This is a genomic window from Sinorhizobium kostiense, from assembly GCF_017874595.1.
In the GTDB taxonomy this organism is placed as follows: Bacteria; Pseudomonadota; Alphaproteobacteria; order Rhizobiales; family Rhizobiaceae; genus Sinorhizobium; species Sinorhizobium kostiense.
This window is the reverse complement of record NZ_JAGILA010000002.1, coordinates 1-25,600: the sequence shown is the minus strand read 5'-3', so window position 1 is coordinate 25,600 and position 25,600 is coordinate 1. Positions and strand designations below refer to the sequence as shown.

Sequence of the window (25,600 nt, the reverse complement as noted above, 5' to 3'; positions counted from 1 at the left end):
AAAAGGCACCGATCATGGGTCTGCAGGCTCTTTTTTTCTATCTCTTCGCCTTCATCGCCGTGGCGTCGGCTTTCATGGTCATCGCGGCGAAGAATCCGGTCTATTCGGTTCTGTTCCTGATCCTGACCTTCTTCAACGCGGCAGGCCTCTTCCTGCTGACGGGTGCCGAGTTCCTGGCGATGATCCTGCTCGTGGTCTATGTCGGCGCCGTGGCCGTTCTCTTCCTCTTCGTCGTGATGATGCTCGACATCGACTTTGCCGAGCTGCGCGCCGGCGTGCTTGAATATGCGCCGATCGGCGCGCTGATCGGTCTGATCCTCGCGGCCGAACTGATCATCGTCGTTGGCGGCACGACCTTCTCGCCGGAGATCGCCAAAGGGATCGCGATGCCGATGCCTGCCGTGAGCGAACGCAGCAACACCGCGGCGCTCGGCGATGTCCTCTATACCCATTACGTTTACTTCTTCCAGATCGCGGGGCTCGTGCTGCTCGTCGCCATGATCGGCGCCATCGTGCTGACCCTGCGTCACCGTCAGAACATCAAGCGCCAAAGCATTCCGCGCCAGGTTGCCCGCACGCCCGAAACCGCCGTCGAGGTGGTCACGGTCAAGCCGGGGCAGGGCATTTAATCCGGACGCGAGGTCGAGGACTACAAAAATGGAAATCGGAATTTCCCACTATCTGACCGTCAGCGCCATTCTGTTCACGCTCGGCGTCTTCGGCATCTTCCTCAACCGGAAGAACGTCATCGTCATTCTGATGTCGATCGAGCTCATCCTGCTCGCGGTCAACATCAACATGGTGGCTTTCTCGTCATTCCTGAACGACATCACCGGGCAGGTCTTCGCGCTGTTCATTCTGACCGTCGCGGCCGCCGAAGCGGCCATCGGACTTGCAATTCTCGTCGTCTTCTACCGCAACCGCGGCTCAATCGCGGTCGAAGACGTCAATATGATGAAGGGCTGACAGGGCCATGGACACCATTATCAAGGCTATCGTCTTCCTGCCTCTGATCGGCTTTCTGATCGCCGGCCTCCTCGGCACGCAGATCGGCGCAAAGGCATCCGAATACGTGACCAGCGGGCTGATGCTCATCGCGCTGGCGCTCTCCTGGCTCGTCTTCTTCGACGTCGCGCTCGGCGAGGAGGAGATGATCAGGGTTTCGGTGCTGCGCTGGATCCAGTCCGGCAGCTTCGACGTCGAATGGGCCTTCCGCGTCGACACGCTGACAGCGGTCATGTTCGTGGTCGTCAATACGGTCTCGACGCTGGTGCATATCTATTCGATCGGCTACATGCACCACGATCCCCATCGTCCGCGCTTTTTCGGCTATCTGTCGCTCTTCACCTTCGCGATGCTGATGCTGGTGACGGCGGACAACCTGCTGCAGATGTTCTTCGGCTGGGAAGGCGTGGGTCTTGCGTCCTACCTGCTGATCGGTTTCTGGTACAAGAAGCCCTCGGCCAATGCCGCGGCAATGAAGGCGTTCATCGTCAACCGTGTCGGCGACTTCGGCTTCGCTCTCGGCATCTTCGCCGTCTTCGTTCTCTTCGGATCGGTCAACTTAGAAACAATCTTTGCTGCCGCTCAGAGCTACCTGCCTGCTGAGGGCGCCGCGGCAGGCGAGGCCGTCATCAATCTCTTCGGCATGCAGCTCGACAAGGCGGATGCCCTGACCGCCGCCTGCGTCCTGCTTTTCATGGGCGCCATGGGCAAGTCGGCGCAGTTCCTGCTGCACACCTGGTTGCCGGACGCCATGGAAGGCCCGACACCGGTTTCGGCCCTCATCCATGCCGCAACCATGGTGACCGCCGGCGTCTTCCTCGTCGCCCGCATGTCGCCCTTGTTCGAACTGTCGCCGGACGCGCTGACCGTCGTCACCGTGATCGGCGCCATCACCGCCTTCTTCGCGGCGACGGTCGGCCTCGTCCAGAACGACATCAAGCGCGTCATCGCCTATTCGACCTGCTCCCAGCTCGGCTACATGTTCGTCGCGCTCGGCGTCGGGGCCTATGGCGCTGCGATTTTCCATCTCTTTACACACGCCTTCTTCAAAGCGCTGTTGTTCCTCGGCGCCGGCTCCGTCATCCACGCCGTGGATGGTGAGCAGGACATGCGCCACATGGGCGGCCTGCGCACGCACATTCCGGTTACCTATTGGATGATGTTCATCGGAACGATCGCGCTCACCGGCGTCGGCATCCCCGGCACGCTGTTCGGTACGGCTGGATTCTTCTCGAAGGATGCGATCATCGAATCGACGTTTGCCTCGCACAGCGTCGTTTCAGGCTTAGCCTTCATCCTCCTGGTGGTCGCCGCGCTCTTCACCAGCTTCTATTCCTGGCGCCTGACCTTCATGACGTTCCACGGCAGGCCACGCGCGTCGGCCGACGTCATGCATCACGTGCATGAATCGCCGCAGGTCATGCTGGTGCCGCTCTATGTCCTGGCGCTTGGTGCGCTTGTCGCGGGCTTCCTCTTCCACGATCACTTCTTCGGCCACCACTATGCGGAGTTCTGGCAGGGCGCGCTCTTCACGCTGCCGGAAAACGAGATTCTCGAGGAATTCCACCATGTTCCGCTGTGGGTGAAGTGGAGCCCGTTCGTCGCCATGGCAATTGGTCTCCTGACCGCCTGGTACATGTATATCCGTTCGCCCGAGACGCCGAAGTACCTGGCCGAACAGCACCGTGGCCTATACCTGTTCCTCCTGAACAAGTGGTACTTCGACGAGCTCTACGATTTCCTCTTCGTGCGCACTGCCAAGCGCCTCGGCACCTTCCTCTGGAAGCAGGGTGACGGCCGGGTGATCGACGGATTCGGACCGAACGGGGTGGCGGCGCGCGTTCTCGACGTGACCGACCGTGTCGTACGGCTGCAGACCGGTTACCTCTATCACTACGCGTTCGCGATGCTGATCGGCATTGCAGCGCTCGTTACATGGATGATGCTCGGGAGTTCCCTCTGATGACCGATTGGCCCGTACTTTCCGCGGTCACCTTCCTGCCGCTCGTCGGCGTGCTGCTTCTTCTCCTGATGCGGGAAGACGGTGCCTACGGCCGCCGCAACATCCTGAATGTCTCGCTGCTGACGACGATCTTCACCTTTGTCCTTTCGCTCTACATCTGGCACCAGTTCGACAGCTCGAACCCCGGCTTCCAAATGGTCGAGAAGCACGAGTGGCTCGGCACCGGCATTTCCTATCACCTCGGCATCGACGGCATCTCTGTCCTGTTCCTGCCGCTGACGGCGCTGCTAATGCCGTTCTGCGTACTCGCGAGCTGGGTGACAATCGAGAAGCGCCTCAAGGAATACATGATCGCGTTCCTGATGCTGGAGACGCTGATGATCGGCGTCTTCGTGTCGCTCGACATCGTGCTCTTCTACGTCTTCTTCGAGGCGGGGCTCATTCCGATGTTCATCATCATCGGGGTCTGGGGCGGCAAGGACCGGGTTTACGCGAGCTACAAGTTCTTCCTCTACACGCTGCTCGGTTCGGTGCTGATGCTGCTTGCCATCATGGCGATGTACTGGCAGGCCGGCACGACCGACATCACCGAATTGCTGAAGTATGACTTCCCGCGCCAGATGCAGACCTGGCTGTGGCTGGCCTTCTTCGCGTCCTTCGCCGTGAAGATGCCGATGTGGCCGGTTCACACCTGGCTCCCGGACGCGCACGTCCAGGCGCCGACGGCCGGTTCGGTGATCCTGGCGGGCATCCTCCTGAAGCTCGGCGGCTATGGCTTCCTGCGCTTCTCGCTGCCGATGTTTCCTCTCGCGTCCGATTTCTTCGCGCCGCTCGTCTACACGCTCTCGATCATAGCGATCATCTACACCTCGCTGGTGGCGATGATGCAGACAGACATCAAGAAGCTGATCGCCTATTCGTCGGTCGCCCATATGGGCTACGTCACGATGGGCACCTTCGCGGCCAACGCCCAAGGGGTCCAGGGCGCCATCTTCCAGATGCTGTCGCACGGGATCGTCTCGGGCGCGCTCTTCCTTTGCGTCGGCGTCGTTTACGATCGGCTCCACACGCGCGAAATCGCCGCCTATGGCGGCCTCGTCAACAACATGCCGAAATATGCCGTCGCCTTCATGGTCTTCACCATGGCCAATGTGGGCCTCCCGGGCACGTCCGGCTTCATCGGCGAGGTGCTGACGCTGGTCGGCGTGTTCCGCGTCAATACATGGGTAGCGCTCTTCGCGACCAGCGGCGTCATCCTGTCGGCGGCTTACGCGCTCTGGCTCTATCGCCGGGTGATCTTCGGCGCGCTGGAAAAGGAGAGCCTCAAGTCGCTGCTCGACCTGTCCGGGCGCGAGAAGCTGATTCTCTACCCGCTGGTAATCCTGACGATCTTCTTCGGGATCTATCCCGCGCCGGTTTTCGACGCGACGGCGGCTTCCGTGGATATGCTCGTCAACAACTACGCCGCGGCGCTGCAGGCAGCGCAAGACGTCGCGCTTTCGGCGCAATGACCACAGGACGTGATTGGACATGACTGCTGAAACCCTTATTGCAAGCCTGCAACTCTCGATGCCCGAGCTGATCCTCGCGATCGGCGCGATGGTGCTGTTGATGGTTGGCGTTTTCTCAAGCGAGAGGTCGACGCAAACTGTGACCGGCCTCGCGGTTGCGGTGCTGATCTTCGCCGGCTTGTGGCTGGTTTTGAGGACAGGCGAAGGCGCGGCCTATGGCGGCGCCTTCCTTTCCGATCCGTTCTCGAAATTCATGAAGGTCCTGGCGCTGATCGGGTCGATCACCGTCATGGTGATGACCGTCGGCCATGCCCGGTCGGCCCAGATCGACCGGTTCGAGTTTCCGGTGCTTCTGCTGCTCGCCACGCTCGGCATGCTGCTGATGATTTCGGCGAACGACTTGATCTCGCTCTACCTGTCGTTGGAACTGCAGTCGCTGGCGCTCTATGTCGTCGCAGCGATCAATCGTGACAGCATCCGCTCGACGGAAGCGGGCCTCAAATATTTCGTTCTCGGTGCCCTCTCGTCCGGCATGCTGCTCTATGGCATGTCGCTCGTCTATGGCTTCACCGGCCATACCGGCTTTGACCAGATCGCCAATGCGCTGACCTCCGAGGGCCGTTCGCTCGGCCTGGTCTTCGGGCTGGTCTTCATCCTCGCCGGCATCGCCTTCAAGATCTCCGCCGTGCCGTTCCATATGTGGACGCCGGACGTTTACGAGGGCGCGCCGACGCCGGTCACAGCCTTCTTCGCGGCAGCGCCGAAGGTCGCGGCCATGGCCATGCTCATCCGCGTCGTCATCCACGCCTTCGAACCGGTCGTCGCCGACTGGCAGCAGATCGTCGTTTTCATCTCGATCGCTTCGATGCTGCTCGGATCTTTCGCTGCGATCGGCCAGCGCAACATCAAGCGGCTGATGGCCTATTCGTCGATCGGCCACATGGGTTACGCCCTGGTCGGCCTTGCCGCCGGCTCGATGACCGGCGTGCGCGGCGTCATCCTCTACATGCTGATTTACATGGTGATGACGCTCGGCACCTTCGCCTGCATTCTCGCAATGCGCCGCAGGGAAGGCGACAATGTCGAAGGCATCGATGATCTCGCAGGCCTGTCGCAGACCAACCCCTTCATGGCGACCGTACTGACGATCCTGATGTTCTCGCTTGCCGGCATTCCGCCTCTCGCCGGCTTCTTCGCGAAGTATTTCGTGTTCGTCGCGGCGATCGAAGCGCAGCTCTACGGGCTCGCGATCATCGGCGTGCTCGCTTCCGTCGTCGGCGCCTATTATTACCTGCGCGTGGTCAAGGTCATGTGGTTTGACGCGCCCAAGGGCGAGTTTGCCCGCACGGCCGGCGAATTGCGGCTGGTGTTCGGGCTTTCCGGGCTCTTCGTGCTCGGATATGTGCTGATCGGCGGACCGCTCGGCAACGCCGCGGAAGTCGCGGCGCGGACCTTCTTTTGACACGCGGTGAGGGCAGCGGCCGGATTTCAGCCAGTGACTTCCGGCATGTCGCGCTCGAGGACACCGTTTCGACGAACAGCGAGTGCCTGAAAAGGGCGCGCGAGGGCGATCCGGGCAATCTCTGGATCACGGCAACGCGCCAGACCGGCGGGCGCGGCCGCCGGGGCCGCGCCTGGTTCTCCGAACCGGGAAACCTCTACGCGTCGCTGCTGCTCGTCGATCCTGCTCCTGTCGAGCGCCTGCATTCGCTGCCGCTTGCCGCGGCCGTGGCAGCGCATCGCGCCATTCGCCGGGTGATGCCTCCTGGCGCGCCGGAAGTGGCGATCAAGTGGCCGAACGACATTCTGATCGATGGTCGGAAAGCCTGCGGCATTCTCCTCGAAGGCGAGGCGTTGCCGGATGGCCGCCACGCCTTGGTAGTCGGCTGCGGAGTGAATGTTGCGGCAGTGCCTGAGGAGGCGCTTTATCCGGTCACGTCGCTTCGACGCCAGGGGTCGACGGTTTCGCCGGTGGAACTCTTTGCACATCTCTTCGCAGAGATGGCCGAAACCCTGTCTGTCTGGGATCAGGGGGCGGGCATCGCTTCCATTATCGACCAATGGCGGGCGGCAGCAAAAGGCATCGGCGAGCCCATCACCGTCAATCTGCCGGACCGGTCGCTTTCCGGGCGTTTCGCCGGGATCGACAAGGAGGGCCGGTTGCTGCTCGACACGGGCACCGGCGCGTCGCAGGCGATCGCGGCCGGCGACGTATTTTTCGGATGAACGAGGAACAGAGGCGCATCGATAAAATGGCGCAGGAAGAAGAACTGGTTTTCTTGCCGCTCGGCGGCGTCGGCGAGATCGGCATGAATCTCGCCCTTTATGGTTACGGCAGGCCGGGCAACCGCCAATGGATCATGGTCGATTGCGGCGTTACCTTCGCCGGTCCGGACCTGCCAGGCGTCGAACTGGTTCTGCCGGACATCTCCTTTCTCGCAGAGGAGCGCCGCAATCTCAAGGCGATCATCATCACGCATGCGCATGAGGACCATTACGGAGCCCTCAACGATCTATGGCCGGGGCTGAACGTACCGGTCTATGCCTCACCCTTCACGGCCGGAATGCTCGAGGCGAAGCGCGATTACGAAAAGGCGCGCGGCGAAATTCCGGTGACGATCTTCAAGGCAGGCGATCAAATCAATGTCGGTCCCTTCAGCATCGAGGCCGTCGGCGTCAACCATTCGATTCCCGAGCCGATGTCGCTTATCATCCGCTCGCCGCTCGGCACTGTCGTCCACACGGGCGACTGGAAGATCGATCTCGAACCTTCGCTCGGGCCGCTGACCGACGAGGCGCGCTTTCTCCAACTGGGGGAGGAGGGCGTGCTGGCGCTCATCTGCGATTCGACGAATGCCTTGCGCGACGGCGTTTCGCCGTCGGAGCGGCAGGTCTCCGAAAGCCTGGCGAAGATCATCGCCAATGCCGAGGGGCGCGTCGGCATCACCACCTTCTCGTCCAATGTCGGCCGCATTCGGTCGGTCGCGGAAGCGGCTGAAGCCGCAGGCCGGGAAGTGCTGCTGCTGGGCAGTTCGATGAAGCGTGTCGTCGATGTTGCCAGGGATATCGGCCTCATGGACGGGCTGAAGCCTTTCCTCGCCGAGGATGAGTTTGGCTATATCCCGCGCGACAAGGTGGTCGTCGTCCTGACGGGCAGCCAGGGAGAGCCACGCGCTGCACTTGCCAAGATCGCACGCGACGAGATGCGCAACGTAGCGTTCTCGGCGGGCGACACGATCGTCTTCTCGTCGCGGACGATTCCGGGGAACGAAAAGGCGATCAACGACATCAAGAACGGCCTGATCGAGCAAGGCATCCATATCATCACCGACAGCGAGGCGTTGGTGCATGTCTCCGGTCATCCGCGGCGCAATGAATTGCAACAGATGTACCAGTGGCTGAAGCCGCAGATCGTCGTTCCGGTGCACGGGGAGGCGGCGCACCTGACGGCGCATGCCGAGCTTGCGCTGCATTCGGGCATTCCGAATGTTCCGCGTCTGCGCAATGGCGAAATGCTGCGCCTGGCGCCCGGGCCCGCGGAAGTCATCGACGAGGCGCCGCACGGCCGGATCTTCAAGGACGGAATGCTGATCGGCGATTTCGATGAGATGGGGATCGGCGAGCGGCGCAAGCTTTCCTTTGCGGGCCACGTGTCGGTCAACGTCGTGCTCGACAATCGCTACGATTTCCTGAGTGATCCGATCGTCGTGCCGATCGGACTGCCCGAGTTCGACGATGAGGGCGAGGAGATGAACGATACGCTCTATGATGCGGTGCTCGGTGCGGTGGAAAGCATCCCGCGGGCCAAGCGCAAGGATCTGGCGATGCTGCAAGAGGCGGTCCGGCGCGCGGTGCGCAGCACGGCCAACCAGGTCTGGGGCAAGAAACCGATCGTGACGGTCTTCGTCACCAAGATCTGATTGGCAGGGCCGCTCTGTTGGAGGAGGGCGTTCGATGTTGGGAAGATTAAACCACGTGGCGATCGCCGTGCCGGATCTGGCGGCCGCGGCGGCAAGCTATCGCTCGACGCTGGGCGCTTCGGTTACGGAGCCGCAGGCACTGCCGGAGCACGGCGTAACCGTCGTCTTCGTAACGCTGCCCAACACCAAGGTGGAACTTCTCGAGCCGCTCGGCGACGCATCGCCGATCGCCGCGTTCCTGGAGAAGAACCCGGCTGGCGCCATGCATCACATCTGCTACGAGGTGGAGGATATCATCGCGGCGCGCGATCGATTGCGGCAGGCCGGCGCTCGCGTGCTCGGCGACGGCAATCCGAAGATCGGCGCCCATGGCAAGCCGGTGCTCTTCCTGCATCCCAAGGATTTCCAAGGCACACTGATCGAACTGGAAGAGGTGTGATCCGAAGGCCGTCGATTGCTCACGAGCTTTACCGCCGTCGGTATCACTCGGGCAGCCCGGCCAGGCGCAGCCCATCTGCGAACCGCGCGAGATCTTCGGGGCGATGGATCGGCAGCCAATCCTTGAGATTGGAGGCGCGCAGGGATGGATCGAGCGTGCGCAGGCGCTCCATCGCCTGCCGCGCTTCATCGATGCGACCGGCAAGCGCATGGCTCGCCGCGACCAGGGCGACCGCGACCAGCAGGCTAGGCAGGTTTCCCAGCGCCCTTTCCGCCCAGGCGGAGGCGGAATCGAAGCGCCCGGCGAAGAAATGTGCCAGCGCCATCCCGACCTGCATCCGGAACATTTCCGGATCCAGCGGGCTCAGGCGAACGGCGTGCGCCAGGTGCTCGATTGCTGCGTCCGTCTCGCCACGGAGCGCGCGCAGGGCGCCGCCAAGGAACCAGGCAATGGCGAGGTTCGGATTGAGGAGCACGGCCCTGTCGAGCAAGGCGATGCCGCCGTCGAGGTCGCCGGCCAGATGGGCGAACGCATGCCCACCCCTCGTCAGGGCGACCGCATCGTCCCGGCCGAGTTCCACTGCCAGCCGCGCCAGCCGTACGCCCTCGTCGATCTCGTTCGGCCGATCGGTCATCCAGCCGTTTAGCTTGCGCCAGAAATGACACCAGGCCGCCGCGGCATAGGCTGACGCAAATTCGGGGTCGAGTTCGATCGCCCTGTAGAACAGGGACAGAGCCGCCTCGATTGATTCGCGGGTTCCGTTGTGCAGCTTGGCCACGCCGCGGAGATAGTAGTCGTAGGCGTCCAGGCTTCCCGTCGGCTTGCGCTTGGCGCGCTCGATCTCGGCGCGCTCGAGCTGCGGCGAGATCGCGCCGACGACGCTTTCGGCCATCTGGTCCTGCAGTTCGAAGATATCGTCGAGCGTGCCTTCGAAGCGCTCCGCCCAGAGATGCGCCCCGGTGATGGCGTCGATCAACTGTCCGGTGAGGCGCACCTTGTTCCCCGACTTGCGCAGGCTGCCTTCGAGCACGTAGCGCACGCCAAGCTCGCGGCCCACGTCCTTCATATCCACCGACCGGCCCTTGTAGGTAAAGCTCGAATTGCGCGCGATGACGAACAGCCAGCGAATGCGCGACAGGGCAGCGATGATATCCTCCACCACGCCATCGGCGAAATAATCCTGATCCGGATCGCCGCTGAGATTCTGGAAGGGCAAGACGGTGATGGACGGTTTTTCCGGGAGGACGAGCGCGGACGGCGGCTCCCTCGATTCGCTGACGGTGTATTCGATGTCGCTCGACCCGCCGGGCTGTCGCGCGCCCTCGCTCCCAGGGGGCCTGATCTCACCAACGAAGCGGAAACCCTTGCGCGCCACCGTCCGGACGAGGCGCTGCTCCTCGCCGCTGTCGCCGATCGCCTTGCGAACCGCGTTGATGTGGCTGGTGATGGTCGACTCGGAGACGATGCGGCCGCTCCACACCGCCTCCAGGAGGTCGTCCTTGCTGACGACGCGATCGCGGTTCCTGACGAGATGCAGCAACAGGTCGAAGACCTGCGGCCCAACGGCGACGACCTGCCCGCTAAGGGTCAGTTCCCGGCGCTCCTGGTCGAGCACGTAGTCTCCAAACATGAATTGCAAGGTCGGCATCCCCCCGGCCGAGCGCCCGCAGCAGAGCTGGGCGCGTCTGGTCTGAAATTGATAGCACGATATCGCGTAGCTCGCTCGTCCGTCCGCCGCAAGGGCAGCGGTCGGCAACTGTCTTTTGGACAGATATCCAAGCATTCCTAAAGGACCATTGAAGCCTCCCACAAGGACTTGCAGCAAGCGAGCAGGCACTCTCCATCCACATCGACGGCAATGGTTGCGGTCGACAAAAGAGGAGAGAGCAATGAAGATCGTCGTCATCGGAGGCACCGGCCTCATCGGATCGAAGCTTGTGAGAAGCCTCCGCGAGCGCGGCCACGACGTGCTCGCAGCCGCCCCCAATACGGGCGTGAATACCATTACCCGCGAGGGGTTGGCCCATGCGTTGGACGGGGCTCAGATCGTAGTCGACGTGGCGAACGCGCCGGTTTGGGAAGACAAGGCCGTTCTCGAGTTCTTCGAAACGTCCGGCCGAAACCTGCTGGCTGCCGAAACTGCCGCCGGCGTCCGCCATCACGTTGCCTTGTCCATCGTCGGTAGCGAACGGCTTCCCGACAACGGCTATTTCCGGGCGAAGGTCGCCCAGGAAGAGCTGATCAAGGCATCCGGCATTCCCTACACCATCCTGCGCGCCACGCAGTTCTTCGAGTTCGTCGGCGGCATTGCGCAGGCGGGGGCGGTCGGCGACGAGATTCGCGTATCGCCGGCGCTGTTCCAGCCGATCGCCTCTGACGACGTGGCGGCTGCGCTCGCAAACGTCGCGGTCGCGCCTCCGGTCAACGGCACCGTCGAAGTCGCCGGCCCTGAGGCGATCCCGCTCGATGAAGTGGTCAGGCGCTACCTGCGCGCAATGCAGGACACGCGCAAGGTCGTGCCGGATGTCCACGCACGCTACTTTGGCTCCTCTCTCGACGATCAATCGCTGACCCCCAGCGGCAACGCACGCATCGGCGCGATCCGCTTCGAGGACTGGCTCGGACAGCAAGCGCGCTAAGCCTGAGGGCAAGATCAGAAAGCATCGGCCCGGCACCGGGCCTCGCCTTCACGACAAATACTCTCGAAGGAGACTTACGATGTTTACACGATTTCTCACGGCCGCTGCCTTCGCAGCGCTCTCGATCACCACAGCTTCGGCCGGCGACCGGCCCGCGGGTAAGGTGACGGTCGTCTTCGACCATGCGCTTCCCAACGTCCCCGGCAAGAGCATGAAGGGCGTTCTCGTCGAATACGGGCCGGGCGGCGGCTCGCCCGCCCACACGCACCCGAAGTCCGCCTTCATCTATGCGACGGTACTCGAGGGCGCGATCCGAAGCAGCGTCAACGGCTCGCCGGAAAAGGTCTACAAGGCCGGCGAAAACTTCTACGAAGAGCCAGGTTCCCATCACGAAGTAAGCGCGAATGCCAGCGACACGGAGCCTGCCCGGTTGCTGGCGGTGTTCGTCGTCGACACCGACGAAAAGGAACTTGTCACGCCCGTCGGGCAATGAACGAACGCGCTTCGGCCCGCAGCCCTGGGAGGCCACCGCCTCCAGGGCTGCTTCCCAACCATCGGCATTCAAGAGGAATTGAGAAAATGGATTCGCTCGCGGACAAGGTCGCCATCGTCACTCGCGGAGATTCCGTGGCCGACGTCGTCGTGGCGCAACCGAGAAAGAGAAAGATGGTCGGCTTGGCTCTGTGCCTCGGCGCGGTGGTCGTCGTGGCCGGTGGATGGGCCTGGGCTAGGTCGGGCGGCGAAGCGTCGACCGACAACGCCTATGTCCGCGGGGACGTGACCTCGCTCGCTCCGAAAGTTGCGGGCTACGTCACGGCCGTGGCGGTTCGGGACAACCAAGCCGTCCGAGCGGGTGACGTCCTGTTCCGGATCGACGACCGGGACTACCGGGCACGGCTTGCGCACTCGGTGGCCAATGTCGAAGCAGCCCAGGCTCGCCTCACCAATGTCGACGCGGAGACAGACCTTCAGCATGCCCTCATCCGGCAGGCCGAGGCGCAGAGACGTTCGGCGGTGGCCGAGCTCAATCTGGCGACCAAGGCCTACGACCGCAGGCGCGAACTTATCCGCAGCAACACTATCAGCCAGGCCATTGTCGACGAAAGCGATGCGGCACGGTCGAGAGCCGAGGCGAGCCTATCGGCAGCTTCTGCAACGCTGGAGGGGCAGCAGCAACGTATTGCCGTTCTTGCTGCAGAGCGCCAAGCGGCCGTGGCCGCCTTGGCGCAGGCAGAGGCCGCGCGCGCTCTCGCTGAGATCGATCTCGACAGTACCGTGGTACGCGCGCCCGTCGATGGGGTTATCGGCAACCGCCAGGTCCGCATCGGCCGGTTGGTTGTACCTGGCGCCTCCCTGCTCGATATCGTTCCCGTCAATAATGTCTGGATCGTCGCGAATTTCAAGGAAACCCAGCTCGAACACATCCGGCCGGGTCAGCGCGTTCAAATCACCGTCGACGGCTACCCGAACGAGGCGCTTGCAGGCGTGGTTGACAGTATTGCGCCCGGCAGCGGATCTGCTTTCAGCTTGCTGCCGACCGACAATGCGACGGGAAATTTCGTTCGCGTCGTCCAGCGCGTTCCGGTCAAGATCCGCTTTGCCAGCAATCCTTTGCCCGGACGCCTCGTGCCCGGCCTCTCCGCGCGCGTCAGGGTCGATCTGGGGAGTGGCTCATGATGACCGTCCGCACCGCCACGCCGAGCCTCGCGACATCGACGACCGGAGCCCTACTTGTCGCGGGCATCGTGCTTGCCACGCTGACCGAGGCGATCGCCAGCACCGTCCTGTCGCTCGGACGCGGCGACATCACCGGCGACACATACGCAACGCCGGACGAGTTCGCCGGGCTGGATATAGGATACACCGCGCTCAAGCTCATCGGCTTCATGACCGCATCTTCGCTGATGAATCGTATCCATCCGCTGAGCCTGATCATCGGCTCTACGCTTGCCATGGGGCTGGCGTGCGGCATTGCCGCGATAACGACTCAGTTGGACCTGCTGGTCGCGCTTCGAACGATTCAGGGCTTCTCCGGGGGCATTATGCTTGTGGGCGGCCAGGCGATCATTTTTCTCGCCTATCCTCGATCCCGCCAACCGATCCTGCAAGCCCTGTTCGCGATGGGGTCCGTGGTCGCCCCGGCAACGATTGCGCCGGCCCTTCAGGGGTGGTTGCTCGATAGCCAGTCCTGGACGTGGATCTTCTTCAGCGTTGTTCCGGTGGCCTTGACGGCTGCCGGACTCCTGCTCTTCGCGGACGTAGCGGTGCCCGCCAAGACCGCACACGGTGCCTTTGATTGGCTCGGCTTCTGCCTGATCTCCGTCGCATTGTTCTGCCTCACCTATGTCTTCAGCCAGGGGAGCCGATGGGACTGGTTCGAGGAAGCGCGCATCCTGTGGCTGACCGTGATCGGTGCCGCCACTCTGCTGGTATTTCTCGGCCAGCAAGTGCTGGCCAAGGGAAGGGGTCTGCTCGACTTCAGCCTGTTCAAGTCGGAGGATTTTTCCTTCGCCTTCATCGTCAGTTTTGTCGCCGGCGCCGCATTGTTCGGGAGCGCTTTCCTCATTCCTGCGTTTGCCGTGTCCGTCCTAGCCTTCACGCCTCTCGATGCCGGCCTGCTCCTGCTGCCGAGCGGCGCGCTGTTCATCGGCGCGCTCCTCATCGCGGCCTTTCTCATTCAGGTCCGCCACGTTCCTCCGTTCGCCACGGTACCCTTTGGCATCCTGATGATCATGCTTGCGATGTGGATGCTGTCCGGCTCGACCAGCGAGAGCGGCGCGGACGACATGATGGCAGCAATCCTGTTGCGCGGCTTCGGCCTCGGCTTCCTGTTCCTGTCGATTACCCTGATCGCTTTCGGCAAGCTCGACAGCCGAAATCTTGCCTCTGGAATCGGCCTCTTCAATACCGGTCGCCAGCTCGGCGGTCTCTTGGGAGTAGCAGCGCTGCAGACGCTGATCGACCACAACGTCGCCGCCAATGTCGCGGTCCTCGGCGCTAACCTCACCGCAGGGCGGGCCGCGGTGATCGAGCGGCTGACGACCATGGCTGCAATGCTGACGGCGAAGGGAATGGATGCAGCGGCCGCTGGCCGGGCCGCGGCGAGCCTTCTCGGCCGGGCCGTGGCAAGTCAGTCCACGGTGATCGCCTTCGACACGGCGTTCAATGCGGTCGCATTGCTCTTTGTAATCGCCGCCCCCGTGCTGGTCGCGATCAAAGTCGGACTTTCCCGCCACGCGAAAAGGCGCGCTGCACGAACGCTGCAGCCAAGACCTGCGACCGTTGGTATCAAGCAAGCGCAGCTCTAACATTTGCGTCCTTCACCACAACGGGGCTATAAGGCGGCGAGCCTTTGCAGCGTTTCCTTTCAGGACTGATGGATGTCCGCTTTCTCGACCTTTGCCGTCTATTTCATTATCTGGTGGCTTACGCTCTTTGCGGTACTGCCCTTCGGCGTGAGGACGCAGGCTGAAGAAAACGATGTCGTACTCGGTACTGTCGAGAGTGCACCGGCGCGATTCCGTGGCCTGCGAACCGTGTTGCTGACGACGGTCATCGCCGCTCTCATTCACCTCGGCTGGTATGTTCTGTCGGTCAAGCTCGGCTATGACCTGGACACGCTGTTCGGCTTCATCGGTCCGGACGCCTGAGGCGGTTGGCGGCCTATTTTGGCGGACTTGGCAAAACGCAACAAGCGGACCAGGGATTACGGCCCACCGGCTTCACGCGCCCGTGGCGTACGGGAAAGTCGTGAGGCTGCGACCTGATGCAACTTTAAGAAGTATTGGGCCCCTTGACAGCCGACGAATTGCCATCTTCTCGCAGGTGCTTCGTGGTCTGCGCCGGAACAAGAGCAAAAAAAAACAAGGCCAAAGCCTTGTTTTTAAAGTTTCGCGTGATCTTTCATCCGTTTCCGGCGGCAGCGAGCGAGCGCGCCTAAGATCTTATCCTCCCAAGACTTGACCGCGAAATTTGGCAGGAATTTAGCCTTCCTGCCTCTTTTGTGGGGCGAAATTAGCCCAAACATTAGGCTCTGTCACCCGATTTTTTTGCATTTTTGCTACAGTCAGGCAAAATTTTCCGGTTGACAGCAACCATGCAGGTCCTGTTACTACCGTGCTCTTCTGACGCAGGGTAAAGCCGGTTCCGCTCGGTAATAGGTCCGGCATGGCTTACCTCGAAGCTTGTTCCTGTGCCCGGCGCAGGAACGGAGAACGGCGGCTGACTGCAATCTCTCTCGATTTGGTAGGCGACAGACCCGTCGCGGTGCCTGTTTATACGGTTGCGGCAGGGTTTTCTTCCGCGCGCGAAGCGGCTATGAACGGCGATCTTGAAGGCCTTCCGTCGGCCCGGCGGAAAATCAAGAGCCCGAAACAAAGGCAAATGCCCGCCTAGGCCCCTTTTCCGGGGCATTGGAGGGGCTGAAGCACAACGTCATTTCGCCCGAATCCACCGATAGTGCGAGATTCAGCAGTTCTGGAACCCGTCATGCGCCTCTCCCGCTTTTTCATGCCCATTTTGAAGGAAAATCCGAAGGAAGCGGAAATCGTTTCCCATCGCCTGATGCTGAGGACGGGCATGATCCGCCAGCAGTCGGCCGGCATCTATACGTGGCTGCCGCTCGGCAAGCGGGTGCTGGACAAGGTCAATGCGATCATCCGCGAGGAGCAGAACCGGTCAGGCGCAATCGAACTGTTGATGCCGACGCTGCAATCCGCGGACCTCTGGCAGGAAAGTGGCCGTTACGATGCCTATGGCAAGGAAATGCTGCGCATCAAGGACCGGCAGGACCGACCGATGCTCTATGGCCCGACGAACGAGGAGATGATCACGGACATCTTCCGCTCCTACGTTAAATCGTACCGCAATCTGCCGCTCAATCTCTATCACATTCAGCTGAAGTTCCGCGACGAGATCCGCCCGCGTTTCGGCACCATGCGCTCGCGCGAATTCCTGATGAAGGATGCCTACTCTTTCGACCTCGACCGTGCGGGGGCGGAGCACGCCTATAACAGGATGTTCGCAGCCTACCTGCGCACCTTCGATCGCATGGGCCTGCGCGCCATCCCGATGCGCGCCGACACCGGACCGATCGGCGGCAACCTGAGCCACGAATTCATCATCCTCGCGGATACAGGCGAGTCGGAAGTCTTCTGCCACAAGGATTTCCTGGGCTTTGATATTCCCGGCGAGGAAACCGATTTCGAGGATGTCGCCGGGCTGCAGGCGATCTTCGAGAAATGGACTTCACGCTATGCCGCGACGTCCGAAATGCATGACGAGGCGGCGTTCGATGCTATTGCGGAGGGCGAGCGTCTGTCGGCGCGCGGCATCGAAGTCGGCCACATCTTCTATTTCGGCACGAAGTACTCGGAAGCCATGGGCGCCAAGGTGCTCGGCCCCGACGGAAAGGAGCACACGGTGCATATGGGCTCCTACGGCATCGGCCCGACTCGTCTGGTGCCGGCGATCATCGAAGCCTCCCATGACGAGAACGGCATCATTTGGCCGAAGTCGATCGCACCGTTCGACGTCGTCGTCATCAACATGAAAACGGGCGATGATGCTTGTGACGCTGCCTGCGGGACGCTCTACTCCGACCTTGGCAAGGCCGGGTTCGACGTGCTTCTGGACGACACCGATGACCGTGCCGGGGCGAAATTCGCGACCGCCGATCTCATCGGCGTTCCGGTTCAGATCATCGTCGGGCCGCGTTCGATCGCCAATGGTGAGGTCGAGGTCAAGGACCGCAAAACCGGGGCGCGCGAGACGATGACTGTCGAAGCCGCGATCAACAAGCTGGTTGCGACAAAATAAGAGGCGAAGGGACCAACCATGACCGCGGCGACGGAAGAACAACTGAAGACAGCCGCTCCATCGGCCATGGCTTCCAGCCGTCCCTTCTCCGCCTTTGAGCGCATGGTGGCTTGGCGCTACCTCCGCTCGCGGCGGAAGGAGGCATTCATCTCCGTCATCGCCGGTTTTTCCTTCATCGGCATCATGCTTGGCGTTGCGACGCTGATCATCGTCATGGCGGTGATGAACGGCTTCCGCACCGAGCTCATCTCCCGCATCCTCGGGATAAATGGTCACGTCATCGTCCAGCCCCTCGATGGTCCGCTCACCGATTATGCGGATCTCGCCGCCAAGTTCTCGACGGTCCCGGGCGTGAGATTGGCGATCCCGACTGTCGAAGGGCAGGTGCTTGCCCAGGGCGTCGGCGACGCTTCCACGGGCGCGCTGGTTCGCGGTGTGCGGCCTGACGATCTCATGAAGATGAAGTCGATCTCGGACCACATCGAATCCGGCGACCTCGTGGGCTTTGCATCCGGGACCGGAGTCGCGATCGGATCGCGAATGGCCGAACAGCTGGGCATCCGTGTCGGTGGCACAATCACGCTGACCTCACCGAACGGCGATGTGACGCCGCTTGGCATGAATCCGCGCGTCAAGGCCTACACGGTTTCGGCGATCTTCGAGATCGGCATGTCGGAATACGATGCGACGATCATCTTCATGCCGCTTGAGGAGGCGCAGCTTTATTTCAATGCGGAAGGGCTGGTCCAGTCGATCGAGCTTTTCGTCGACGATCCGGACTCGGTCGACTCCTTGCGCCAGCCGCTCGAGGAGGCCGCCGGCCGGCAAATTTTCATCACCGACTGGCGGGATCGCAACAAGACCTTCTTCTCCGCGCTCGCGGTCGAGCGCAATGTGATGTTCATGATCCTGACGCTGATCGTGCTGGTCGCAGCGCTCAACATCGTTTCGGGCCTGATCATGCTGGTCAAGGACAAGGGCAGCGACATCGCCATCCTGCGCACGATGGGCGCGACCTCCGGTGCGGTGATGCGGATTTTCTTCATGACGGGTGCCGCAATCGGCGTGGCCGGGACGATCGCCGGGGTTGTCCTTGGCGTGCTCGTCTGCCTCAACGTCGAATCGATCCGTCAGTTCTTCTCCTGGCTTTCCGGCGCGACGCTGTTCGATCCGGAGCTTTATTTCCTGAGCCAGCTTCCGGCCGACATGAACGCCGATGAAACCATCGCCGTCATTGTCATGGCGCTGGCGCTATCCTTCCTGGCGACGATCTTTCCGGCCTGGCGCGCCTCTCGCCTCGATCCGGTGCAGGCCCTGCGGTACGAATAACAAGGACAAGAATAGATGAATGCGCGCGTGGCACTGCAGCTCTCCGCCGTCGAACGACACTATGGCGAAGGCGACACGTTCCTGCCGATTCTCAAGGGCGCTGACCTGACCTTGCGCAGCGGCGAGACGGTTGCGCTGGTGGCGCCGTCCGGGACCGGAAAGTCGACGCTCCTCCACATTGCGGGGCTCCTCGAACATCCGGACGGGGGCGACGTGTCCGTGAACGGCGTTGCCTGCAACGGCCTCAGCGACGACCGCCGCACGGCGATCCGGCGCAATGAGATCGGGTTTGTCTACCAGTTCCACCATCTCCTGCCGGAATTCTCCGCACTCGAGAACATCATGATGCCGCAACTGATCGCCGGTCTGCCAAAGGCGGAGGCGGCGGAGCGCGCGACAGCCCTTCTCGACTATATGCGCATCGGCCACCGAGCCTCGCATCGCCCTGCCGAACTATCCGGCGGCGAGCAGCAGCGAGTCGCGATTGCGCGAGCGGTCGCCAATGCGCCGCTCATCCTGCTCGCCGACGAGCCGACCGGCAACCTCGATCCGGAAACCGCCGGCTACGTTTTCGAGGCGCTGGAAGCACTTGCCCGCCAATCCGGGCTTGCGGCGCTGATCGCCACACATAATCACGAACTCGCCGCGCTCATGGATCGCCGCGTCTCCATTGAGGACGGTAAAATCGTCGAATTGCGATAGCCGCCTCGAGCCCTGCTCTGAGTGACGGTGCCCCTCTCGCGCATCGATGCGGACGGGCAATTCGGCCGAATAGTTGATGGACCAGCGCGGCTCGCCATTGGCCAGACGTTCTCCTGTGCGGTGAAGTCGAACCCGCCGAAATGCGTATCAATTTTTCCGCCATTGCGGGTCGCGCCGGCTGGCCCCGACCAAGGATCCTTCACGCCGTCTGGTTGCGTTAACCATGCGCGATGAATAGCGGGCGTTTCATTCGCTCGTGCTTGACTATCGAACATAAACAGAACAAACTGGGAACATAGCGGAAAGGAGCCATGTTATGACTGATTTCGTTCGTGATCTTGCTGCCTTCACATCGATGACGCTCTTCCTCGCGGGTATCTCGGTGATCGCGCTCGGCATGTGACCCAACGGCTTGCCTGTGACCGATGCTGATTGCCCGAAATTCATCCGGTCCCGGCTGCAACACTGGACAGTCGGGACGGGAAACGGGATATGCTCGCACCGTCTTTAGAATCGGAGTGCGGCGATGGCAGTTGAAGAAGGCGTTGGGCAGGGGGTGGCGGGTGCCGAGGATCCGCAATTCGTGCATCTGCGCGTGCACTCGGCCTACTCGCTGCTCGAGGGTGCCCTCCCGCTGAAGAAGATCATCGGCAAGGCGGTTGCCGACGACCAGCCGGCGATCGGTATTGCCGACAGCAACAATCTGTTCGCAGCGCTCGAATTCTCGCAAAAGGCCGCGGACGAAGGGTTGCAGCCGATCATTGGCTGTCAGCTCTCGATCGACATGGAGGACGAGCATGGCGATCGGCGCGGGCACGCCCAGCAATTCGCCAAGCTGCCCTCGATCGTGCTCATTGCGGCCACGGACGAAGGGTACACCCGACTGGTCGATCTTGTCAGCCGCGCGTACCTGGAAGGCGAGGGGCCTCAGGCGGCCCGGATAACGCGCTCCTGGCTTGCCGAACGCGGAACCGATGGTTTGATCGCCCTGACCGGTGCCGGCGGTGGGCCGGTCGATGCAGCGCTCAAGGCCGGCTCCGCGGCTCTCGCCGAGGCGCGCTTGAAAACCCTGATCGAGCTGTTCGGGCACCGGCTCTATGTCGAGCTGCAGCGGCATGGCGGCTACGACAAGCGTCACGAAAACCGGTTGATCGAACTCGCCTATCGTTATGATGCGCCGCTCGTCGCCACTAACGAAGCCTTCTTTCCGTCGCCGGCCGACTATGATGCCCATGATGCGCTGATGGCGGTCGCGCACAACGCGGTGGTCTCCGATGACAGCCGTTTCCGGCTGACGCCCGACCACTACCTGAAGAGCCGCAAGGAAATGGCGGCACTTTTTGCCGATCTGCCGGAGGCGCTGGAAAATACGGTGGAGATAGCGCGGCGCTGCTCCTTCATGCTGAAGACCCGCTCGCCGATCCTGCCGCGCTTCACCGGCGCCTCGGACGATCCCAACGAGGCGGAACGGGCGGAAGCGGCAGAACTTCGCCGCCAGGCCGAGGAGGGACTCGAGGCGCGTCTCGCCAGGCTCGGGATGGCGCCCGGCTTCAAGGAAGAGGACTACCGCGAGCGGCTCGCCTTCGAACTGGGCGTGATCGAACGGATGAAGTTCCCGGGCTACTTCCTGATCGTGTCCGACTTCATCAAATGGGCCAAGCAGAATGACATTCCGGTCGGCCCCGGCCGCGGCTCGGGCGCCGGATCGCTCGTCGCCTACGCGCTGACGATCACCGACGTCGATCCGATGCGATTCTCGCTGCTGTTCGAGCGCTTCCTCAATCCCGAGCGCGTGTCGATGCCCGACTTCGACATCGACTTCTGCCAGGACCGGCGCGAAGAGGTCATCCGCTACGTGCAGCAGAAATACGGGCGCGAGCAGGTGGCGCAGATCATCACCTTCGGTTCGCTGCAGGCGCGCGCGGCGCTTCGCGACGTCGGCCGTGTGCTGGAAATGCCCTACGGGCAGGTCGACAAGATCTGCAAGCTGGTGCCGAACAATCCGGCCAATCCGACGCCGCTTTCGAAGGCGATCGAGGAGGAGCCGCGCCTGCAGGAGGAGGCGGAAAAGGAGCCCGTCGTCGCGCGCCTGCTCGACATCGCACAGAAGATCGAGGGGCTTTATCGCCATGCCTCGACTCACGCGGCCGGGATCGTCATCGGCGACCGGCCGCTGTCGCAGCTTGTGCCCATGTACCGCGATCCGCGCTCCGACATGCCGGTCACCCAGTTCAACATGAAATGGGTGGAGCAGGCCGGTCTGGTCAAATTCGACTTCCTTGGCCTGAAGACGCTGACGGTGCTCAAGACTGCGGTGGACTTCGTCGCCAAGCGCGGCATCGAGATCGACCTCGCAAGCATCCCGCTTGATGATCAGAAAACCTATGAGATGCTCTCCCGCGGTGAGACGGTTGGCGTCTTCCAGGTGGAAAGTGCCGGCATGCGCAAGGCGCTGATCGGCATGCGTCCGGACTGTATCGAGGATATCATTGCGCTGGTGGCGCTCTACCGTCCGGGCCCGATGGAAAATATCCCGGTCTACAACGCCCGGAAGCATGGCGAGGAGGAGATCGAGTCGATCCACCCGAAGATCGACTACCTGCTGAAGGAAACGCAGGGCGTGATCGTCTACCAGGAGCAGGTGATGCAGATCGCCCAGGTGCTCTCCGGCTATTCGCTCGGCGAAGCCGATCTCCTGCGCCGTGCAATGGGCAAGAAGATCAAGGAGGAGATGGACAAGCAGCGCGCCCGCTTCGTCGACGGCGCCATCCAGAACGGCGTCTCGAAACCGCAGGCCGACCTGATCTTCGATCTTCTCGCGAAATTCGCCAATTACGGCTTCAACAAATCGCACGCGGCAGCCTACGCGATCGTCTCCTACCAGACCGCCTATATGAAGGCGCATTATCCGGTCGAGTTCCTGGCGGCGTCGATGACGCTCGACATGTCGAACACGGATAAGGTCAACGACTTTCGCCAGGACGCCAAGCGTCTCGGTATCGAGGTGATCGCGCCCTCCGTGCAGACGTCGTTCCGACATTTCGAGACCGGTGACAACCGCATTTATTACTCGCTCGCGGCGATCAAGGGCGTGGGTGAAGCGGCCGTCGATCACATCGTCGAGGTTCGCGGCGATCGGCCCTTTGCAAGCCTCGAAGACTTCTGCCTCAGGATCGACCCGAAGCTTTTGAACCGGCGCGTTTTCGAAAGCCTGATCGCCGCCGGGGCATTCGAATGTTTCGGATATGACCGCGCGGAGCTCGTCGGAGGCCTCGATCGTGTTCTCGGCTTCGCGCAGCGTGCCCAGGAGAATAAGGTCAGCGGCCAGAGCGACATGTTCGGCGCCGGCGCAGCCACGGGTCCCGAGAAGATCGTGCTCCCGTCCTATACACCCTGGCTCGCCTCGGAAAAATTGCATCGCGAGTTCCAGGTGCTGGGCTTCTATCTCTCCGCCCATCCGCTCGATACCTACAGCAATCTGCTACAGAAAATGCGGGTGCAGACTTTCGCCGACTTTTCAGCGGCGGTGAAGCAGGGAGCAACGGCGGGCCGGCTTGCGGGCACGGTCACATCGAAGCAGGAGCGCAAGACTCGTACCGGCAACAAGATGGGTATCGTCGCGTTCTCCGATGCGACCGGCCAGTTCGAGGCGGTTCTTTTCTCCGAGATGCTGCACCAGTACCGCGATCTCCTCGAGCCGGGCAAATCGCTGGTGATGACCGTCGATGCCGAGGAACGGCCGGAGGGCATCGGCCTTCGCATCCGGACGCTGCGTTCGCTGGAAGAGGAATCGCTGCAGATGCAGAAGGCGCTGCGCGTCTATGTCCGCGATTCCGGTCCCCTCCGCTCCATCGCCTCTCATCTCAATGCAAGGGGGGACGGCGTCGTCTCCTTTATCGTCATCAAGGACAATGGCCAGCGGGAAATAGAAGTCGAGCTCAGCGACAAATACCGCATCTCGCCGGAGATCGCCGCTGCCCTTCGCTCCGCTCCGGGCGTTGTCGACGTGGAATTGGTGTAGCTGGCGGTCAGCCGGAAAAGGTTTCGACAGGGCAGGGCGACTGCCTGAGGTCGTACCCGGAGGTGCGGCCGAGGCGCTCGCCTCTGATCCTGGCGGAAAGGTGCCCGCCCATTTGGGTTGGCTGAAGCGGCGTGAGCGTGTCGCGTCGCCGCTCTCCGGCGGGAATATCCTCTCGTTCTTGCCTTACCGTTGCGCCACCGGGCGCACCAGCGGTGTCACGCGGCGGATGGTGACGCGGCGATTCTCCTGCTCCGCCTCCGGCGTGCGGATCTTGAGGAAGCGCTCGCCATAACCCTGGGTCACCAGGTTTTCCGGCGGGATGCCGTAGACCTCGGACAGCAACGAAGCGACGGATTCAGCGCGCTCGTCGGAAAGCACGAGGTTTGACCGGTCGGAGCCGACCGCATCCGTATGACCCTCGATGAAGAAGGTCTCGCCCGGGTCCTTGTCCAGGATCTTCGCCATCGCGTCCGCCACCTTGCGCAGGGTCTTGGCCTGCGACATCGACACTTCGGCACTGCCCGTCGCGAAGGTGATGGTGTCGAGGTCGATGCGGCGGACCTTGTCGCGCAGGCGAGCCGAATGGCGGACCTCGTCGATCGTGTAGACCCGCTCGACCGGCTCGACCGGCGGCTCGGCCAGGAATTCGTAGTAGTCCCGATCCGGCTCGTCGGCATAATCGACGATGTACTCGTCGACCGGGATCGTCAGCCGCATCGGCGGCAGCTCGTAACCGACGTCGACGATCGCCGGGCGCTGACGCTCTTCATATTCCGGTGCATAGATCAGCACATATTCATTGTCGTCGCTGTCGATCCGCGTCCGCTGCAGGATGTCGCCATAGCGGCTGTAGACCGTGACGATCCGGTAGCCGTCCGGACGCACGATGGTCTCACGGTAGCGACCGCGCGGCAGTTCCTCATAAAAGGTTTCCTGCGCATCGCGCCGCAGCCGCGGCCGGTCGTCGCCGCGGACGAAGATGCGATCGCCGGCCTCGAGGATGACGCGGTTTTCCGTCTCTTCGACGACCGTCACTTCCGTGACGTTGTTCTCTGTGGTGTTGTTGATGACCGTGTTGTTGATGATCGTATTGTTTACGATATTGGTCGTGTCAGGCACGGCGAAGGCCGGCACTTCTTCGACGCGCTCGCCTTCTTCGCTCAGCAACGCCTCGATTCGCTGCGGCAGTGCCTCTCTAACCACGGCCGGGATCGCCATCTGCGCCGCAGCATCGTCCGTCGGAAGCGTCACCTGCTCAGCCCGGGCTCGCAGCTCTTCGCGCTGCTTGCGGCGGGCCTCGCGTGCACGATTGCCGCTGATATTGTCTGCATCCTTGTCGCTGTCGAGCACAGCCGCGCCTCTCTCTACAGGAAGCACAATGGTCTCATCGGTGGAGGCAGGGTCCTCGGCGATCTTCAGCTTCTCTTCTTGCGTGCGCTCATCTATCAGCTCTACAGCGCGTTGCTGCTCGGCTCTCCGCTGCTTCTCAGCCTGACGTTCCTTGCGCTCTGCCCTTTCCTGGTCTTCGGCCTCTTCAGCGGCGCGCTGTTGCTCCTCGACCCGGCGCTGCTGCTTTTCCTCGGCAGCCCGCTGCTCCTCAGCCTTACGCTTCTTGCGGAGTGCATTTTCCTGCTCTTCGGCCTGTTGTGCTTCCTGCTCGGCGGCCCGCTGCTGCTCCCGTTCCGCGCGGCGACGAGCCTTCTCCTCGGCGCGTTGTTGCTCCTCGGCCTGCTGCTTTTCCTCGGCCGCCCGCTGCTTCTCGGCCTGACGCTTCTTGCGGGTTGCGTTTTGCTGCTCTTCGGCCTGTTGAGCTTCCTGCTCGGCGCGCTGCTGCTCCCGCTCGGCGCGTCGACGAGCCTTCTCCTCGGTGCGCTGTTGCTCCTCGGCCTGCCGTTGCTGCTTTTCCTCGGCCGCCCGCTGCTTCTCGGCCTGACGCTTCTTGCGGGTTGCCCTTTGCTGCTCTTCGGCCTGTTGAGCTTCCTGCTCGGCTTCCCGCTGCTGCTCCCGCTCGGCGCGTCGGCGAGCCTTCTCCTCGGCGCGCTGTTGCTCTTCCGCCTGGCTTTGCTGCTTTTCCTCGGCCGCCCGCTGCTTCTCGGCCTGACGCTTCTTGCGGGTTGCCCTCTGCTGCTCTTCGGCCTGTTGAGCTTCCTGCTCGGCTGCCCGCTGCTGCTCCCGCTCGGCGCGTCGGCGAGCCTTCTCCTCGGCGCGCTGTTGCTCTTCCGCCTGGCTTTGCTGCTTTTCCTCGGCCGCCCGC

Annotated in this window: 19 protein-coding genes; 17 read left to right on the top strand and 2 right to left on the bottom strand. The window is 62.4% G+C overall.

Annotated features, from left to right (window positions below):
* Positions 1-14 precede the first annotated feature (14 nt).
* Genes J2Z31_RS06525 through mce form a run of 8 tightly spaced genes read left to right on the top strand, consistent with a single transcriptional unit; the run spans position 15 to position 8,838 of the window.
* Positions 15-629 carry an NADH-quinone oxidoreductase subunit J gene (locus tag J2Z31_RS06525; RefSeq protein WP_209601117.1) on the top strand — a complete coding sequence of 205 codons (615 nt, stop codon included), beginning with the start codon at positions 15-17 and terminating at the stop codon, positions 627-629.
* A 28-nt stretch (positions 630-657) separates the two neighbouring features.
* Positions 658-966: an NADH-quinone oxidoreductase subunit NuoK gene (nuoK, locus tag J2Z31_RS06520; RefSeq protein ID WP_209601116.1), complete on the top strand. Its 309-nt coding sequence runs from the start codon at positions 658-660 to the stop codon at positions 964-966.
* A 7-nt stretch (positions 967-973) separates the two neighbouring features.
* On the top strand, positions 974-2,968 hold the full coding sequence (nuoL, locus tag J2Z31_RS06515) for an NADH-quinone oxidoreductase subunit L (RefSeq protein ID WP_209601115.1): 1,995 nt from the start codon (positions 974-976) through the stop codon (positions 2,966-2,968).
* The gene (locus J2Z31_RS06510) at positions 2,968-4,479 is read left to right on the top strand and encodes an NADH-quinone oxidoreductase subunit M (protein WP_209601114.1); all 1,512 of its coding nucleotides are present in this window, start codon (positions 2,968-2,970) and stop codon (positions 4,477-4,479) included. Before nuoL ends, J2Z31_RS06510 begins: the two co-directional genes overlap by 1 nt.
* 19 nt (positions 4,480-4,498) lie before the next feature.
* Positions 4,499-5,941, top strand: a complete 1,443-nt coding sequence (gene nuoN, locus J2Z31_RS06505; RefSeq protein WP_209601113.1) for an NADH-quinone oxidoreductase subunit NuoN — start codon at positions 4,499-4,501, stop codon at positions 5,939-5,941.
* The gene (locus tag J2Z31_RS06500) at positions 5,938-6,705 is read left to right on the top strand and encodes a biotin--[acetyl-CoA-carboxylase] ligase (RefSeq protein WP_209601112.1); all 768 of its coding nucleotides are present in this window, start codon (positions 5,938-5,940) and stop codon (positions 6,703-6,705) included. Before nuoN ends, J2Z31_RS06500 begins: the two co-directional genes overlap by 4 nt.
* Before the next feature lie 26 nt (positions 6,706-6,731).
* A complete protein-coding gene (locus J2Z31_RS06495) occupies positions 6,732-8,399 on the top strand; it encodes a ribonuclease J (protein WP_209601111.1) in 1,668 nt (555 codons plus the stop codon).
* 34 nt (positions 8,400-8,433) lie between these two features.
* Entirely contained in the window at positions 8,434-8,838 is a 405-nt protein-coding gene (mce, locus tag J2Z31_RS06490; protein WP_209601110.1) for a methylmalonyl-CoA epimerase, read from the top strand.
* A 43-nt stretch (positions 8,839-8,881) separates the two neighbouring features.
* Here the strand turns inward: mce and J2Z31_RS06485 are convergent, their stop codons facing one another.
* On the bottom strand, positions 8,882-10,477 hold the full coding sequence (locus tag J2Z31_RS06485) for a winged helix-turn-helix domain-containing tetratricopeptide repeat protein (RefSeq protein ID WP_209601109.1): 1,596 nt from the start codon (positions 10,475-10,477) through the stop codon (positions 8,882-8,884).
* A gap of 250 nt (positions 10,478-10,727) precedes the next feature.
* Between J2Z31_RS06485 and J2Z31_RS06480 the strand changes: the two genes are divergently transcribed.
* The 9 genes from J2Z31_RS06480 (at position 10,728) to dnaE (ending at position 23,346) form a co-directional block, all read left to right on the top strand.
* Complete coding sequence (locus J2Z31_RS06480; protein ID WP_209601108.1) at positions 10,728-11,477, top strand: SDR family oxidoreductase; 750 nt, start codon at positions 10,728-10,730, stop codon at positions 11,475-11,477.
* Positions 11,478-11,556: 79 nt separating this feature from the next.
* Positions 11,557-11,970 carry a cupin domain-containing protein gene (locus J2Z31_RS06475; protein ID WP_209601107.1) on the top strand — a complete coding sequence of 138 codons (414 nt, stop codon included), beginning with the start codon at positions 11,557-11,559 and terminating at the stop codon, positions 11,968-11,970.
* Between the two features lie 86 nt (positions 11,971-12,056).
* Complete coding sequence (locus tag J2Z31_RS06470) at positions 12,057-13,154, top strand: HlyD family secretion protein (RefSeq protein ID WP_209601106.1); 1,098 nt, start codon at positions 12,057-12,059, stop codon at positions 13,152-13,154.
* Positions 13,154-14,785 carry an MFS transporter gene (locus tag J2Z31_RS06465; RefSeq protein ID WP_209602251.1) on the top strand — a complete coding sequence of 544 codons (1,632 nt, stop codon included), beginning with the start codon at positions 13,154-13,156 and terminating at the stop codon, positions 14,783-14,785. The genes J2Z31_RS06470 and J2Z31_RS06465 overlap by 1 nt, the downstream gene beginning before the upstream one ends.
* Before the next feature lie 72 nt (positions 14,786-14,857).
* On the top strand, positions 14,858-15,127 hold the full coding sequence (locus J2Z31_RS06460; RefSeq protein ID WP_209601105.1) for a DUF1467 family protein: 270 nt from the start codon (positions 14,858-14,860) through the stop codon (positions 15,125-15,127).
* Positions 15,128-15,965: 838 nt separating this feature from the next.
* Entirely contained in the window at positions 15,966-17,294 is a 1,329-nt protein-coding gene (gene proS, locus J2Z31_RS06455) for a proline--tRNA ligase (RefSeq protein ID WP_209601104.1), read from the top strand.
* Between the two features lie 18 nt (positions 17,295-17,312).
* Positions 17,313-18,623: a lipoprotein-releasing ABC transporter permease subunit gene (locus J2Z31_RS06450; RefSeq protein ID WP_209601103.1), complete on the top strand. Its 1,311-nt coding sequence runs from the start codon at positions 17,313-17,315 to the stop codon at positions 18,621-18,623.
* Between the two features lie 15 nt (positions 18,624-18,638).
* Positions 18,639-19,325 (top strand): ABC transporter ATP-binding protein, encoded by a 687-nt coding sequence (locus J2Z31_RS06445; RefSeq protein WP_209601102.1) that lies wholly within the window; start codon positions 18,639-18,641, stop codon positions 19,323-19,325.
* Positions 19,326-19,851: 526 nt separating this feature from the next.
* On the top strand, positions 19,852-23,346 hold the full coding sequence (gene dnaE / locus J2Z31_RS06440; RefSeq protein ID WP_209601101.1) for a DNA polymerase III subunit alpha: 3,495 nt from the start codon (positions 19,852-19,854) through the stop codon (positions 23,344-23,346).
* Positions 23,347-23,529: 183 nt separating this feature from the next.
* Here dnaE and J2Z31_RS06435 read toward each other — a convergent pair.
* A partial coding sequence (locus J2Z31_RS06435) for an OmpA family protein (protein ID WP_209601100.1) occupies positions 23,530-25,600 on the bottom strand: 2,071 nt, incomplete at its 5' end.

Bases quoted from the DNA above. Each gene is read 5' to 3' on its own strand.
- nuoL (WP_209601115.1), top strand. From the start codon at position 974: ATGGACACCATTATCAAGGCTATCGTCTTCCTGCCTCTGATCGGCTTT.
- J2Z31_RS06450 (WP_209601103.1), top strand. From the start codon at position 17,313: ATGACCGCGGCGACGGAAGAACAACTGAAGACAGCCGCTCCATCGGCC.
- J2Z31_RS06475 (WP_209601107.1), top strand. From the start codon at position 11,557: ATGTTTACACGATTTCTCACGGCCGCTGCCTTCGCAGCGCTCTCGATC.
- J2Z31_RS06480 (WP_209601108.1), top strand. From the start codon at position 10,728: ATGAAGATCGTCGTCATCGGAGGCACCGGCCTCATCGGATCGAAGCTT.
- nuoN (WP_209601113.1), top strand. From the start codon at position 4,499: ATGACTGCTGAAACCCTTATTGCAAGCCTGCAACTCTCGATGCCCGAG.
- J2Z31_RS06510 (WP_209601114.1), top strand. From the start codon at position 2,968: ATGACCGATTGGCCCGTACTTTCCGCGGTCACCTTCCTGCCGCTCGTC.
- mce (WP_209601110.1), top strand. From the start codon at position 8,434: ATGTTGGGAAGATTAAACCACGTGGCGATCGCCGTGCCGGATCTGGCG.
- J2Z31_RS06470 (WP_209601106.1), top strand. From the start codon at position 12,057: ATGGATTCGCTCGCGGACAAGGTCGCCATCGTCACTCGCGGAGATTCC.
- J2Z31_RS06445 (WP_209601102.1), top strand. From the start codon at position 18,639: ATGAATGCGCGCGTGGCACTGCAGCTCTCCGCCGTCGAACGACACTAT.
- dnaE (WP_209601101.1), top strand. From the start codon at position 19,852: ATGGCAGTTGAAGAAGGCGTTGGGCAGGGGGTGGCGGGTGCCGAGGAT.
- J2Z31_RS06495 (WP_209601111.1), top strand. From the start codon at position 6,732: ATGGCGCAGGAAGAAGAACTGGTTTTCTTGCCGCTCGGCGGCGTCGGC.
- J2Z31_RS06465 (WP_209602251.1), top strand. From the start codon at position 13,154: ATGACCGTCCGCACCGCCACGCCGAGCCTCGCGACATCGACGACCGGA.
- nuoK (WP_209601116.1), top strand. From the start codon at position 658: ATGGAAATCGGAATTTCCCACTATCTGACCGTCAGCGCCATTCTGTTC.
- J2Z31_RS06460 (WP_209601105.1), top strand. From the start codon at position 14,858: ATGTCCGCTTTCTCGACCTTTGCCGTCTATTTCATTATCTGGTGGCTT.
- proS (WP_209601104.1), top strand. From the start codon at position 15,966: ATGCGCCTCTCCCGCTTTTTCATGCCCATTTTGAAGGAAAATCCGAAG.
- J2Z31_RS06525 (WP_209601117.1), top strand. From the start codon at position 15: ATGGGTCTGCAGGCTCTTTTTTTCTATCTCTTCGCCTTCATCGCCGTG.